Source organism: Methylobacterium sp. Leaf361, assembly GCF_001424445.1.
In the GTDB taxonomy this organism is placed as follows: domain Bacteria; phylum Pseudomonadota; class Alphaproteobacteria; order Rhizobiales; family Beijerinckiaceae; genus Methylobacterium.
Genome location: NZ_LMPY01000020.1, coordinates 36,980 through 51,021, shown reverse-complemented (window position 1 = coordinate 51,021; position 14,042 = coordinate 36,980). Strand labels below are relative to the sequence as shown.

Sequence of the window (14,042 nt, the reverse complement as noted above, 5' to 3'; positions counted from 1 at the left end):
GCTTTGGAGAGCGAACCGGTCCCGATCGGGGATCAGAAGTCGCGCTGGACGCGGAAGCGGAAGGTGGACACGCTGTCCGCCGTCGTGGTCCGCGGCACGAAGGTGCCGTTGTTGATGCCGGCGACGTTCGCGTAGGCCGTCGGGCTCTTGTCGCGGTCGATCACGCGGCCGTTCTTGACGCCGATCTGGGTGTAGAAGCCCTCGACACCGATATCGAGGTCCTTGACCGGCGACCAGATGATGCTGCCGCCCGCCACGAACTGGTAGGTGTCGCGCAGCGCCTCGCTGAGCTGGTAGAACCGGGTGCCCGGCACGCCGACGGCGTTCACGCCGAAGGAGTTGGCACCGGCCGGATTGGACAGCGCGAAGGCCGCGCCCTGGGCCAGACGGGCGCCGCTGCTGTAGTTCATCTCACCGTACGACCCGAAGAAGGCCGAGCGCCACTCCGGCGTCCAGTAGTGGAGGTACGAGGCCGTCGCGGTGAAGCTCGTCGACTGCTCCATCTGGCCCGTGAAAGGGTTCACCGTGGCGTCGTTGAAGTACTGCGCGAACTTCTGGCCCTGGATGGTCGTCGGGTTCTGCGAGTAGCAGCCGCTGAACGCGCAGTAGCCGGTGTACATCTGCGAGCCGGAGCCGTAGGCGCCCTGCAGGTAGAGGGCGTCGCCCGGCGCGATGAACGGCGTGTTGATCTTCAGGCCGCCCTGCACCGCCCAGCCGTACGAGTTGCTGGTGTGGGGGATGCTGATGTTCGAGCCGGTGCCGGTGCCGGCGCCGTTGGCCACGTTGCCGACGTTCAGCTCGTGGACGGCGGCCGAGACCTGAGCCGAGCCCCAGGCCTGGTCGAGGCGCAGGGCGCCCACGACGTCGGGCATGCGCGAGCGCTGGATCACGTCGACGAAGCTGTACCGGGTCGGCACGCCGCCGGTGTAGCCGATGAACACCTCGGCCGGAGCGTTCGTCTGAGCGAAATTGACGATGTTGGAGTTGTTCGTCACGCCGGCCGGGTTGTTGGTCTGCGAGAAGATCGGGCTGCGGCGGAAGACAGGGTCTTCGGCCGAGATCGTGGCGGACAGGCCGTTGCCGAGCGTGGCCGTGTAGGCGAGCAGGTTGGTCGAGGCGATGTCGGAGCCGAGCGTGGCGCCGGCGAACTCGAAGTCGTGGGCGTAGAAGTCGAAGAACGACGAGGCGCGACCGGCGGTCATGCCGGCGAACTGGATGAAGGCCTTGTCGACGCGATGCTCGTTCCGGAGCCGCGCCTGCTGTTCCCGACGTATCACCGACGTTGGTGCCGTTCTGCCGCGAGTAGCTGGTCATGTAGCCGCCCTCGAACCGGGCGCGGCCGGAGAGACGCAGGCAGGTGTCGGTGCCGGGGATGTAGAAGAAGCCGGCGCCGTACGCGCCGCAGACGCGGACGTACTCGACCGGGACAGCCTTCTTGACCGGCAGATCAGCCGCCTGCGCTGCGCTCGCCGCGGACAGAGCCGTGGCGGAACAGAGGAGCGTGTGCTTCAAGATCCTCATCGATTTCCCCAAAACGTCGAGACCCATATTGGAGACAGCATTCAGCCAAGCAGGCCGCGCTGCTATTATTTGTTTCGGCCGAATTGATTCGTCTTGCCGATGAGCTCTGGTTCTTTCGAGCTCTTGTTCGAATAAGTTCCCGCAAATGGCCGCAACCATCAATCCCAAATCGGAACGGCCACCCGTGCCGATGTATTCGGTGGCCGCGCGGCCACATAAAAATGATCTTGTTTGTCCGACGGAAACAGACACAGCACGAGCGTTTCGGCTGGAAAGCGTACTAACAGACCATGTTTCTAGCAGAAACACTGTACTTCCCTGACAGATCGTATTGATCTACCGGAAACGAAGGGGTATTCGGCCGTCGAGCCCTCACGGGCCGGCTCGGACGCGGATCCGATCGCCCTGCAGGATGGCGCCGCGCCGGGCGGTGCGCGGGCCCCGCAGCGACGGACGTCTGCCGACGGGACCGGACCCGGACTGCTCGGTATCGAGAGGCGGCGCCGGGGTCCCGGTCCCCTCTCACCCCATCGGGTCGACCGGCACGGCCGATCGGCCCTAGTGCACTGACTCAGACAGATGGTTCAGGGGATCGGCTGACGGCGGCGAGGATGTCGGTAGCCGGCTTGGTCCAGACGAAGGGTTTGGCGCTCCGNCCCTAGTGCACTGACTCAGACAGATGGTTCAGGGGATCGGCTGACGGCGGCGAGGATGTCGGTAGCCGGCTTGGTCCAGACGAAGGGTTTGGCGCTCCGGTTGTGCTCGGCGATATAGCGTTTGATCGCCGCCTGCAGGTCGACGACGCCGGTGAAGGAACCGCGTCGCAACCGACGGCGGGTCAGCGCCGAGAAGAAGCCCTCGACCGCGTTGAGCCACGAGGCCGAGGTCGGGGTGAAGTGGAAGATCCAGCGCGGGTGGCGGGCGAGCCAAGCGCGCACCTTCGGATGTTTGTGGGTGGCGACGTTGTCGAGGATGGCGTGGATCGCCTTGCCGGGCGGGACAGCAACCTCGACGGCGTTGAGGAACCGGATGAACTCACCGTTCCGATGGCGCTGCATGCAACGGCCGAGCACGGTGCCGGCCAGGACGTCGAGGGCGGCAAAAAGCGTCGTGGTGCCGTGGCGTGTGTAGTCGTGGGTCTGGGCGGCGGGATGGCCGGAGGCGAGCGGACGGTCGGGGCGGGTCCGCTCCAGCGCCTGGATCTGGCTTTTCTCATCGATGGACAGCACCACCGCATGGGCCGGCGGATCCATGTATAGGCCGACCACATCCTCGACCTTGGCGGCGAAAGCGGGATCGCGCGAGCGCTTGAACGTGCGCAGCCGGTGCGGTTGGAGGCGGTGAGCGTCCCAGATCCGTTGCACGGCGCGCAACGAGATCCCGACAGCGCGGGCCACGGCCCGCCCGGTCCAGTGGGTGACCTCGCCCGGCGGCTCCGAGCAGGTCAGCGCCAGCACCTCGGCGACCGTCTCGGTCGAATGGGGTGGTGTCCCGGGTGGGCGTGTCTTGTCGCGCAGCAGACCATCAACGCCCGCCTCGGCGTAGCGCCGCTGCCAGCGCCACACGGCTGGGCGGCTGACGCCCGCCCGCCGGGCCACATCTTGGACGCTCAGGCGCTCGGCCGAGAGTAAGACGATGCGGGCGCGCTGGATGTGCTTGAGCGGACGGGAGCGGTCGCTGGCGATCGCAGCCAGCCGTGCCGTGTCGGTCGCATCGAGGAGTACGCATACCGTCTGAGCCATCGCCCAGCCTCGCACGCCTCACCGCCCGCGTGAATCCTCCGTCCGCGTCACTGCACTAGGGGCGGAATAGCGGAGGATTGGCCCCATGGAGGGTTGGCGATCGCAGCCAGCCGTGCCGTGTCGGTCGCATCGAGGAGTACGCATACCGTCTGAGCCATCGCCCAGCCTCGCACGCCTCACCGCCCGCGTGAATCCTCCGTCCGCGTCACTGCACTAGGTGCAGGGATGCCGCTTTCCGTCGTAGCCGAGGTACGTGCCAGTCGCGGGATCGTAGGACTTGAACCGCGCCTCGCAGGAGGCGACTTGGCTCGCCGCCGCCGTCGCCGTCGCCGTCGGATCCGCGGCCGGAGCGGGAGCCGCCGGGTCGTAGGCTACGGGCGCGTAGCCGTAGGCCGGGGCGGCAGCGCCACCGTAGTAGTAGTCTGGCCAGTAACCGTAGCCGAAGTCGGAAGCGGCTAGTCCGAGACCGAGGCCGAGACCGCCATACCCGAAGCCGCGGCGGAAGCCGAACCGGCGATCATCACGGAAGCCTCTACCGGCCAGGGCGCCCCGACCCACGACGTTGCGGACGGTGACCCGGTTCGCCGCGACGCTGCGAGCCGCTCCGGCACGGGCAAAACCGCCGCGGAACCCGGCCCCACGAAAGCCGCCGCCATGGAAGCCTCCGAAGCCGCCGCCGTGGAACCCGCCGCCGTGGAACCCGCCGCCGCCGTGGCCGCCGCCACGAGCATCGGCCGTTGCCGGCGCCAGGGCGAGTGCGCCAGCCATCGTAATGGCTGCAACAAGATGGTGCTTCATGCTGATCTCCAATCGTTCATGCTATCGATGCCCCCACATGCTAGCCGCTTTGGCAATTCGGCCAGTCGTCGTGACCGCTATCTGTGACTCTTCCGACTCAAGTCGAGTCTATACTGAAGTATATTATGTCGTTTTCTGCCGTGGGCGGCGGCCGTACGCGGCGCAGGTTGGCACAAAGCGCTGTCGATCAGCGCGTCGACCTGACTACAGGCACACGCGACCTCGCCATGACGGAAGCGCGCATCATCCGCTTCCGGATGCTCGAAGCGACCCGGTTCAGGCACGTGGTCAGAGCCCGCGGCATGTCGTCGGGTTCAGGTCGGCTGCGCCACTTCGGGGCCCTGATTTTCAGGCCCATGCTTCGCCGCCGCCTTCCGGCGCGACAGCAGGTCGGACAGCTTGTCCATGTAGATGTAGATCACCGGCGTCGTGAACAGCGTCAGCACCTGGCTGACCGCCAAGCCTCCCACGATGGCGTAGCCGAGCGGCTGCCGGATCTCGGAGCCAGTACCAGTGCCGAGCATCAGCGGGACGCCGCCTAGCAGTGCACACATCGTCGTCATCAGGATCGGCCGGAACCGCAGCAGGCAGGCCTCGTGGGCCGCCTGCTCGGCCGTCAGACCACGCTCGCGCTGTCCTTCCAACGCGACGTCGATCAGCATGATACCGTTCTTCTTGACGATGCCGATCAGCAGGATGATCCCGATGATGCCGATCATATCGAGGGGACGCCCGACCAGCATCAGCGTCAGGAGCGCGCCGAGCCCGGCCGACGGCAGCGTCGACAGAATGGTCAGCGGGTGGATCGTGCTCTCGTAGAGAATGCCGAGGATGATGTAGACCGCGAACAGCGCCGCGAGGATCAGAGGCGGCGTCGAGCCGAGCGAGGTCTGGAACGCCTGGGCATTGCCCTGGAAGCCACTGGCGAGGGACTTGGGCGGGTGCAGGTCCGCGACCGCCTTCTCCACCGCCGCGACCGCGGCCCCGATGGTGGCGCCCGGCGCGAGGTTGAAGCTGAGGGTCACCGAGGGAAACTGCCCCTGGTGCTCGATCGCCACGGGCGCGACCCCGGGCACGAGCTTGGCGATCTCGATGAGGGGGACGGAGGTGCCGCTCTGCGAGCGGACGTAGATCCGCTGGAGGGCGTCCGGTCCGAGCTGGTAGCTCGGGTCGACCTCTAGGATGACGTAGTACTGGTTCAGTGCCGTGAAGATGCGCGCGATGTGCCGCTGGCCGAACGCGTCGTAGAGCGTGGCGTCGACGACGGCGGGGTCGACGCCGAGGCGCGAGGCGGCCGTCCGGTCGATCTGCGCGGTCAAGGTCTTCCCGGTCGTTTGCTGATCGCTCGTCACCGCGGACAGCTCGGGCAGCTTCTTCAGCGCCGCAAGCACCTTCGGCGCGAACTTGGCGAGCACGTCGCTGTCGACGTCGGTCAGGGTGAACTGGTACTGCGTCTTGGACAGTCGCGCCCCGATGGTGATGTCCTGGGCCGCCTGCATGTAGAGCGTCATGCCCTGGACCTGCCGCAGAGCCGTCGAGAGGCGCGTGATGACCTGATCGGCGGTGACGTCGCGCGCGCTCTCCGGCTTCAGCTGGATGAACACGCGACCGTCGTTCTCGGTCACCGTCGGACCGCCGGGGCCGATGTAGCCGACCACGTGGGCCACCGCCGGGTCGCGGCCGACAATGTCGAGCACGGCCTTCTGCCGCTGCTTCATGCCCTCCGGCGAGACGTCCTGGGCTGCCTCGCTGATGCCCATGATCAGTCCCGTGTCCTGCTGCGGGAAGAAGCCCTTCGGGATCACCCAGAACAGGTAGCCAGTGAACGCGACCGTCCCGACGAAGGTCATCAGCGTAAGGAAGCGGTGGCGCAGCGCCACTGTCAAACCGGCGTCGTAGCACGCCCCGAGCCAGTTGAAGAACCGCTCGAGCGCGTTCGAGATGGCGTTCGGCCGCTGCGCTTCGGAAGCCGGGAGCAGCTTGGCGCAGAGCATCGGCGTCAGCGTCAGGGAGACGACCACCGAGACGAGGATCGAGACCGCGACCGTGACGGCGAACTCGCGGAACAGCAGGCCGACGACGCCGCTCATCAGGAACAGCGGAATGAACACCGCCACGAGCGAGAACGAGATCGACAGGATGGTGAAGCCGATCTCGCCCGCCCCGTCGAGTGCGGCCTGCAGCGGCGTGGCACCGTTCTCGATGTGGCGGACGATGTTCTCGACCATGACGATGGCGTCGTCGACCACGAAGCCGATGGCGATCGAGAGCGCCATCAAGGAGAGGTTGTCCAGGCTGTAGCCCAGCACGTACATGACCGCGAAGGTACCGATCAGCGAGATCGGTACCGAGATCGCCGGGATCACGGTCGCCCAGAGCTTGCGCAGGAACAACGCGATGACGCCGACCACAAGCGCGATGGTCAGCAGCAGCGTGAAGCGCACGTCGCTGATGCTGGCCTGGATCGTCACCGTGCGGTCCGAGACGATGTCGACGTTGATGCTCGGCGGCAGCGAGGCCTTCAGCTGCGGCAGCGCCTTCTTGATGTCGTCCACGGTCGAGACGACGTTGGCGCCGGGCTGGCGCTGGATCGCCAGGATGACCGCCGGCTTCTGGCCGCTCCAGCCGCCTTGGGTGACGTCCTGCGGCGCCTTGATCGCGTAGCCGATGTTGCGCACGAAGATCGGCGCACCGTCGCGGTAGGCGACGATCGCGTCCTCGAACTGTGCGGCGGTCATCAGCTGGTCGTTGGTCTCGAGCGCCACGGCCTGCTGCCCGCCGTAGAGCTGACCTTTGGGCTGGAGGACGGTCAGGTTGGCCAGCGCCGTTCGGACGGCCTCGAAGTCGAGATCCTCGGCTGCCAGCATCGCGGGGTTGACCCGGATGCGGATGGCTGGCTGCATCAGGCCGCCGACCCCGACGAGGCCGACCCCGGGCATCTGCGAGATCTTCTGCGCCAGGATCGAGTAGGCGTAGTCGCTTACCGTCATGATCGGCAGCACGTCCGAGGTGAGCGCGATCAGCAGGATCGGGGCGTCGGCCGGGTTGGTCTTACGATAGTACGGCTGCGACAGGAGGCTGGGCGGCAGCAGCCCTTGCGTCGCGTTGATCGCCGCCTGCACGTCGGTGGCGGCCGAGTCGACGGTGCGGCTGCGGCTGAATTGCAGCGTCATCGCGGTGTAGCCGACGCCGCTGCTCGAGGTCATCTGGGTCAGCCCGGGGATCTGGCCGAACTGCCGCTCGAGCTGCGTCGCCACCGCGGACGCCATGGTGTTCGGATCGGCTCCGGGCAGCTGCGCCATGACCTGGAAGGTCGGCGAGTCGATGTTGGGGAGCGCGGCGACCGGCAGGAGCCGGTAGCTGATCCCGCCGAGCACCACGACCGCGACCATCAGCAGAGCGGTGGCGATCGGGCGCGTGATGAAGCCGGACGAGAGGCTCATGGCAGCATCCCGGATCTGAGAACCGTCGAAAGGCCGGCCTGGGGAGTCATGGCAGCATCCCGGCGGTGGCCGTCGTCGTGTCCGTCACTTGGCCGGGTTTGGCCGCGACCACCTCCGTACCCGGCACAAGGCTGTACTGGCCCTGGACCACCACCGTCTCGCCGGCCTTCAGTCCGTCGGAGACTAGGGCGACGCCGCGCACTCGCTGCCCGACCTTGATCGAGCGGATCGCCACCTTGTGGTCGGAACCAACGACGAAGACGTACAACCCTTGGTCGTTCTGCTGGACGGCGTCGGTCGGGATCGTCAGCGCGCCCTTGACCACCGAGGTCGTGACCTCGGCGTTCACGAAGGCGCCAGGCCAGAGCTGGCGCTTGGCGTTGAGCGTGTTGACCTTCAGCTGGACGGTGCCGGACTTCGGCTTGGCCTCGTTGTCGATGAGGAGCAGCGGGCCTTCGTCGAGCTTCCGGGTTCCGGCCTGATTGTAGATGGTGGTCTGCACCTGGCCCTTCTCGAATGCAGCCTGGACCTGCGGGATGTCGTCGGTGGGCAGGGTGAAGACGGTGCTGATCGGCTGGACCTGGGTCAGCACGACGATGCCGCCTGGGTTCGACGGTTGGATCACATTGCCGATGTCGATCAGGCGGATGCCGGTGACGCCGTCGAAGGGCGCGCGCAGCGTGGCGAAGTCGAGTTCGGTCTTGGCGTACTCGATCGCGGCCTGATCGCCCTTCACGGTGTTCTCGGACTGGGAGATCTGCGCCTTCTCGCCGGTGACCGATTGCTCCGTCGCGTAGCCGCGCTGCAGCAGCGGCTCGTTGCGCTGGAGATTGACCTGCCGGTTGGTCAGCAGCGCCTGGTCGCGCCCGAGATTGGCTTCGGCGGTATCGAGCTTGGCCTGATAGATACGCGGATCGATCCGAGCCAGGACGTCGCCCTTCTTGACGCTTTGGCCCTCGGTGAAGTTGACGCTCTCCAGATAGCCGGTGACTTGGCTGCGGATCAGAGCTTTGTTCAGGGCCTGGACGGTGCCGACGCCCTTGAGGATGATCGGCACGTCCTCCTGCTTGACCTCCGCGGTGACGACCGGAACGGCAGGCGGAGGTGCGGCCGGCTTGGCGGGCGCCGCGTCCTCGCGGTAGCGCCAGTACCCGAAGCCCAGAGCGGCGGCTCCCAGGATCAAAACAACGACCAAGCCGAGCTTGGACCTTCCTGTCATGGATTGCGAGCCTCTTGGTCGGCGCGGTTCGAGATCGACGCCGCGCCGGATCGGGGACGGCCCGAGGAGGCCGTCCCTGTAAAAGTCTTCGGTGGTGGGCGCCGTCGTTACCGGTAGCGGCGCTTATGCATGGGGGGATTGTACCGGGGCCGAGTACGGGCGCTGAGCGTGCCGCCCCGTGAGGTCACCCGTGCCCCGCGATGCTGCCCGGCGAAGTCGCTGTTGCCCGTGGCGCGTGCGTCGGGATCGAGCCCTCCGCCGGCCGCGAAGCTCGGGCGCGGTGACGCGATGGCGAGACCGAAGACCACGGCCGCTCCGAGAAGAAGATACTTCATGTTGCTGTTGCCCTTCAGGTACATTTGCACACACCCCACATGGGACCTGCTTTAATGCAGATTATGTTCCCTTATTTTCTAAAATAGATCGAATACCGCATTCATCAAGATCTATTTCAACTAAAGTGAAGGTCGGTGCTGAGCGCCGAGTTCCTCTGACCGGCATGCCCGTAAGCTCCGGCATCTGCTCCATGGGCTCCGTGGTCTTCGAGGTTGGTCTTGCCGCGGAACACCCAGTAGGCATGCACCGTGTAGGCGAGCACCGCCGGTAGGACGACGAAGATCCCGACGAGTGCGAACTTCAGGGTCGCCTCGTCTGCGGCTGCCTGCCAGATGGTGGCGTGGTAGGGCACGACGTTCGGCCAGATGCTGATGATGAGGCCAGCGTAGCCGAGCAGGAACAGCACGACGGCGAGCACGAACGGCCGGTGCTCGTGATCGGTCCACAGGCTGCGCCAGATCAGGACGGCCACGCCCACGGCCGCGAGCGGGAACAGGTCGAGCCACAGGTTGCCCGGCCATGCGAACCAGCGCGCCGCCACCCGCGGCTCGGTCAAGGCCGTCCAGGCGCTGACCACCGCCATCATCGCCATCGCGAGGATGAGGGCGGCATGGGCGACCTCGCGGGCGAAGAGCTGGGTCTTCCCCTCGGTGCGCCAGATCAGCCAGCCGGCCCCGAGCAGCGCGTAGCCGCCGACGATGCCGGCCGCACAGAGCAGGCCCAGGAACGTGATGAACGAGAACGGGCCGCCGGCGAATTGGTCGTTTTCGACCGCCACGCCCTGGATGAAGCCGCCGAGGATCAGGCCCTGACAGATGGCGGCTACGAGGGAGCCGCCCGCGAAGGCGAAGTCCCAGACCCGCTGGAAGCGCGTGGCTTGGAACCGGAACTCGAACGAGATGCCGCGCAGGATCAGGGCGAACAGCATCGCCATGATCGGCAGATAGAAGGCCGGCAGCAGCACGTAGTAGGCCATCGGGAAAGCTGCCCAGAGGCCGGCGCCGCCGAGCACCAGCCAGGTCTCGTTGCCGTCCCAGAACGGCGCGACGCTCTGCATCATCACGTCGCGATCGCGGTCCCGCGGTGCGATCAGGAACAGGATGCCGATACCGAGGTCGAATCCGTCGGCGATGACGTAGAGGGCGACCGCGCCGGCGGCCACGAGCGCGAAGAGAAGGGGCAGATCCACGACTACTCTCCGGGGGCTAGGGTGCGTGCGAAGGCGGGCGAGCCGCCGACCAGGGACGGCCCGGCCTGTTCCAGGCCGGGGCGCACCGCGTTCGGGGGCTCGTCCGAGAGCGGATCGGGGCCACGCATCGCCACCCGCGCGCCGTACCAGAAGAAGGCGAGCAGCAGCGTGTTGTAGACGACGAAGAACAGAATCAGCGACGACAGCACCGCGCCCGCGGGCTGCACGGTCACGGCGTCCGCCGTGCGCAGGTGGCCGTAGACTACGAACGGCTGCCGCCCGGTTTCCGTCACCGTCCAGCCGGCCACGATCGCGAGGAAGCCCAGCGGCGTCGCGCCCATGCAGGCGAGCTGGAACCAGCGCGTCGTGAACAGCCGACCGCGCCAGCGCAGGAACGCGCCCGTGAGGGCCAGCGCGATCAGCAGGAGCGCGATGCCGACCATGATCCGGAAGGCGAAGAACACGAACGGCACGTAGGGCCTATCTGCCGCCGGCACCGCCTTCAGGCCCTGGACCTCGCCGTCCCAGGAGTGCGTCAGGTACAGGCTGGCGAACCCTTTGATCGGCACCGCGATCTCGTAGAGGTTGCGCGCCTGCGTCATGTCAGGCCACGCGAAGATCAGACTCGGCACCGCACGGCCGGTGTCCCAGAGCCCCTCCATGGCTGCGACCTTGGTCGGCTGGTGCACGAGTGTGTTGCGGCCGTGTGCGTCGCCGAGGACCGCCTGCAGCGGCGCAAGGACGAGGCAGGCCCACATCGCCATCGAGAAGGCGACCCGCGAGGCCTTCACGTGCGTGCCGCGCCAGAGGTGATAGGCAGACACGCCCGCCACCACGAAGCTGCCGGTCAGGTAGCTCGCGCACACCATGTGCATCAGGCGGTACGGATAGGACGGGTTGAAGAACGCCGCCGCCCAGTCGGTGACGTGGAAGATCCCGTCCTTGTCGACGATGTGGCCGGCCGGCGTCTGCATCCAGCTGTTCGAGGCCAGGATCCAGCCCGCACTGATCAGCGTGCCGCACGCCACCATCAGGCAGGCGAAGAAGTGCAGCCCGGGCCCGACCCGCTTCTCGCCGAACAGCACGATGCCGATGAAGCCGGCCTCGAGGAAGAACGCCGACAGCACCTCGTACATGAAGAACGGGCCGAGCACGTTGCTGACCGAGCGCGAGAACCCGCTCCAGTTGGTGCCGATCTGGTAGCCGAGCACGATCCCGGTGATCACGCCCATGCCGAAGCCCAGCGCGAAGATCCGGATCCAGAAGCGCATCAGGGCCCGGTAGACCGGATCGCCGGTCCGCCAGGTCAGGAAGCTGAGGCAGGCCACGAACGAGGCGATGCCGATCGTGAAGGCCGGCCACAGGATGTGGAAGCCCACCGTGAAGGCGAACTGGATGCGCGAGAGCAGGAGCGCGTCCATGGTCAGGCTCCCTGGGCCATGCGGCGTATGCGGACAGGCACGGCCTTGTACGAGGGCGTGCCGCTCTGCGGATCGTGCGCGTAGAGCGGCACCAGCGGGTTGGCCTCGGGGTAGTAGGCCCCGCAGCAGCCGTCCGGCAGCCGGTAGGGGACGACCTTGAAGCCCTTGAGCAAGCGCTCCACGCCGTCGGTCGAGATCGTCTCGAGGGCGACGCGCTCGCCGGCGTGGAGGCCGCGCCGGTCCATCTCGGCCTCGTTGATGAACACGACCATGCGCTGGTTGAAGACGCCACGGTACCGGTCGGAGTGGCTATAGAGGGTGGTGTTGTACTGGTCGTGGCTGCGCATGGTGGTCAGCCACAGCGCCTCCGGGTCGTCCTGATGCGGGTCCTCGTCCAGGCCCTCGTAGACGATGAACTCGGCTTTGCCGGACGGCGTCGCCCAGATGCGCTCGCGCGCCAGCGAGGTCAGGTGGAAGCCGCCGGGAACACGGATGCGGGCGTTGTAGCCCTGGAAGATCGGGAAAACCGCCTCGATGGCGTCCCGGATGCGGTCGTAGTCCGCGATCAGTTCTTCCCACGGGATGTCCGGGTTCGATCCGAGCGTTGCCCGCGCGAGATCGGCCACGATCGCGCTCTCGCTGAGCAGATGCTCGGAAGCCGGCGCGTTGCGGCCGGCCGAGGCGTGCACCATCGACATCGAGTCCTCGACGGTGATCGACTGCGGTCCGCTCGCCTGGACGTCGACCTCGCTGCGGGCGAGGCAGGGCAGGATGTAGGCTTCCCGGCCGTGGACGAGGTGGCCGCGGTTGAGCTTGGTCGAGATCGTGACCGTCAGGTCGAGATTGCGCATGACGCGCTGGCTCAGGTTCGTGTCGGGGACCGCGGTGGCGAAGTTGCCGCCGAGCGCCACGAACGCACGGATCCGGCCGGCCTGCATCGCCTCGATCGCCTGGACGGTGTCGTGGCCGTGGTGGCGCGGCGGTTCGAAGCCGAAGGCGGCGCGCAGCCGGTCGAGGAACTCGGTCGTCGGCTTCTCGGTGATGCCGACCGTGCGGTTGCCCTGCACGTTCGAGTGGCCGCGCACCGGGCAGATCCCGGCGCCGGGACGCCCGACGTTACCGCGTAGGAGAGCAAGGTTTGTGAGGAGGCGGACGTTCTCGGTGCCGCGGTGATGCTGGGTAAGGCCCATCCCGTAGACCAGGATGGCGCTCTCGGCGTGCAGGTAGGTCCGGGCGGCGTCCTCGAGCTCAGCTTGCGTCAGCCCGGAGGCGCGCTCGATCGCCGGCCAGGACGTCGCGCGCAGATCCTCGGCCAGGGCCTCGTAGCCCTTCGTGTGGCCCTGGATGAAGTTGACGTCGAGCAGGCGCGCCTCGTCGGCGGCTACGGCCGCATCGTCCATCGCGATGCAGGCCTTCATCATGCCTTTGAGGGCGGCGGCATCGCCGCCGACCCGGACCTGGAAGAACCGCGACGTGATCGGCGTCGAGGTCAGCGACAGCATCTCGATCGGGTTCTGCGGGGCCTGGAAGCGCTCCAGCGCGCGTTCGCGGAACGGGTTGAAGCTCAGGATCGCCGCGCCGCGCCGGGCGGCGTCGCGCAGGGGCGTCATCATCCGTGGGCTGTTGGTGCCGGGGTTCTGACCGAAGATCAGGATCGCATCGGCCTTGTCGAAGTCCTCCAAGAGGACCGTGCCCTTGCCGACGCCAAGGCTCTGCGGCAGGCCGACGCTGGTCGGCTCGTGGCACATGTTGGAGCAGTCCGGAAAGTTGTTGGTCCCGAACGCCCGCGCGAACAGCTGGAACAGAAACGCCGCCTCGTTGGAGGCCCGCCCCGAGGTGTAGAATTCGGCCTGATCGGCGTTGTCGAATTCGGACAGGATCTGTGCGATGTCGGCGAATGCGTTCTCCCAGGAGACAGGCAGGTACCGGTCACAGGCTGCATCGTAGCGCATCGGATGGGTGAGCCGGCCGAGCATCTCGAGGTCATAGTCGTTCCAGGTCGTGAGCTCGGCGACCGTGTGCTTGGCGAGCACCTCAGGCGTACAGCGCTTTACGGTCGCCTCCCACGCCATCGCCTTGGCGCCGTTCTCGCAGAACTCGAAGCTGCTGGTGTGCTTCGGGTCGGGCCATGCGCAACCCGGACAGTCGAACCCCTGCGGCTGATTCATGCGCAGCAGCGTGGCGGTACCGGAGGCGGCGACGCCCTGGACGGCGAGCGCCCGTCCGGTCGCCTCGAGCGAGCCCCAGCCGCCGGCCGGGCTGTGATAGGGCCGTATACGGGACTTCGACACGCGTGGATCTCCAATCCGGCGAAGACGGGAAGGCAGGCAGCGCGTGCGGCGGCCGATCCGCGCAAGATCGGCCGCCGCGAAG

7 protein-coding genes and 1 pseudogene are annotated in these 14,042 nt (G+C 67.1%); all 8 read right to left on the bottom strand.

What is annotated here, in order from left to right; genetic code table 11:
* Positions 1-32: 32 nt before the first annotated feature.
* The 8 genes and pseudogenes from ASG32_RS15100 to ASG32_RS15065 all read right to left on the bottom strand — a co-directional run bounded on the left by ASG32_RS15100 (position 33) and on the right by ASG32_RS15065 (position 13,960).
* Positions 33-1,521 (bottom strand): annotated as a pseudogene (locus tag ASG32_RS15100) (porin).
* Positions 1,522-2,192: 671 nt separating this feature from the next.
* On the bottom strand, positions 2,193-3,263 hold the full coding sequence (locus ASG32_RS15095; protein WP_056527556.1) for an IS630 family transposase: 1,071 nt from the start codon (positions 3,261-3,263) through the stop codon (positions 2,193-2,195).
* A 213-nt stretch (positions 3,264-3,476) separates the two neighbouring features.
* Positions 3,477-4,031: a BA14K family protein gene (locus tag ASG32_RS15090; RefSeq protein ID WP_244491978.1), complete on the bottom strand. Its 555-nt coding sequence runs from the start codon at positions 4,029-4,031 to the stop codon at positions 3,477-3,479.
* Between the two features lie 344 nt (positions 4,032-4,375).
* Complete coding sequence (locus ASG32_RS15085; protein WP_056527550.1) at positions 4,376-7,504, bottom strand: efflux RND transporter permease subunit; 3,129 nt, start codon at positions 7,502-7,504, stop codon at positions 4,376-4,378.
* Positions 7,505-7,550: 46 nt separating this feature from the next.
* Positions 7,551-8,723: an efflux RND transporter periplasmic adaptor subunit gene (locus ASG32_RS15080; protein ID WP_082557899.1), complete on the bottom strand. Its 1,173-nt coding sequence runs from the start codon at positions 8,721-8,723 to the stop codon at positions 7,551-7,553.
* A gap of 451 nt (positions 8,724-9,174) precedes the next feature.
* Complete coding sequence (gene cydB, locus ASG32_RS15075) at positions 9,175-10,248, bottom strand: cytochrome d ubiquinol oxidase subunit II (RefSeq protein ID WP_056527545.1); 1,074 nt, start codon at positions 10,246-10,248, stop codon at positions 9,175-9,177.
* A gap of 2 nt (positions 10,249-10,250) precedes the next feature.
* Positions 10,251-11,669: a cytochrome ubiquinol oxidase subunit I gene (locus tag ASG32_RS15070; protein WP_082557898.1), complete on the bottom strand. Its 1,419-nt coding sequence runs from the start codon at positions 11,667-11,669 to the stop codon at positions 10,251-10,253.
* 2 nt (positions 11,670-11,671) lie between these two features.
* Entirely contained in the window at positions 11,672-13,960 is a 2,289-nt protein-coding gene (locus ASG32_RS15065; protein WP_056527540.1) for an FdhF/YdeP family oxidoreductase, read from the bottom strand.
* Between the last annotated feature and the right edge of the window lie 82 nt (positions 13,961-14,042).

What these genes read in the sequence shown, in the direction of transcription:
- ASG32_RS15095 (WP_056527556.1), bottom strand. Translation starts at nt 3,263, where the DNA reads ATGGCTCAGACGGTATGCGTACTCCTCGATGCGACCGACACGGCACGG.
- ASG32_RS15090 (WP_244491978.1), bottom strand. Translation starts at nt 4,031, where the DNA reads ATGGCTGGCGCACTCGCCCTGGCGCCGGCAACGGCCGATGCTCGTGGC.
- ASG32_RS15085 (WP_056527550.1), bottom strand. Translation starts at nt 7,504, where the DNA reads ATGAGCCTCTCGTCCGGCTTCATCACGCGCCCGATCGCCACCGCTCTG.
- ASG32_RS15080 (WP_082557899.1), bottom strand. Translation starts at nt 8,723, where the DNA reads ATGACAGGAAGGTCCAAGCTCGGCTTGGTCGTTGTTTTGATCCTGGGA.
- ASG32_RS15070 (WP_082557898.1), bottom strand. Translation starts at nt 11,669, where the DNA reads ATGGACGCGCTCCTGCTCTCGCGCATCCAGTTCGCCTTCACGGTGGGC.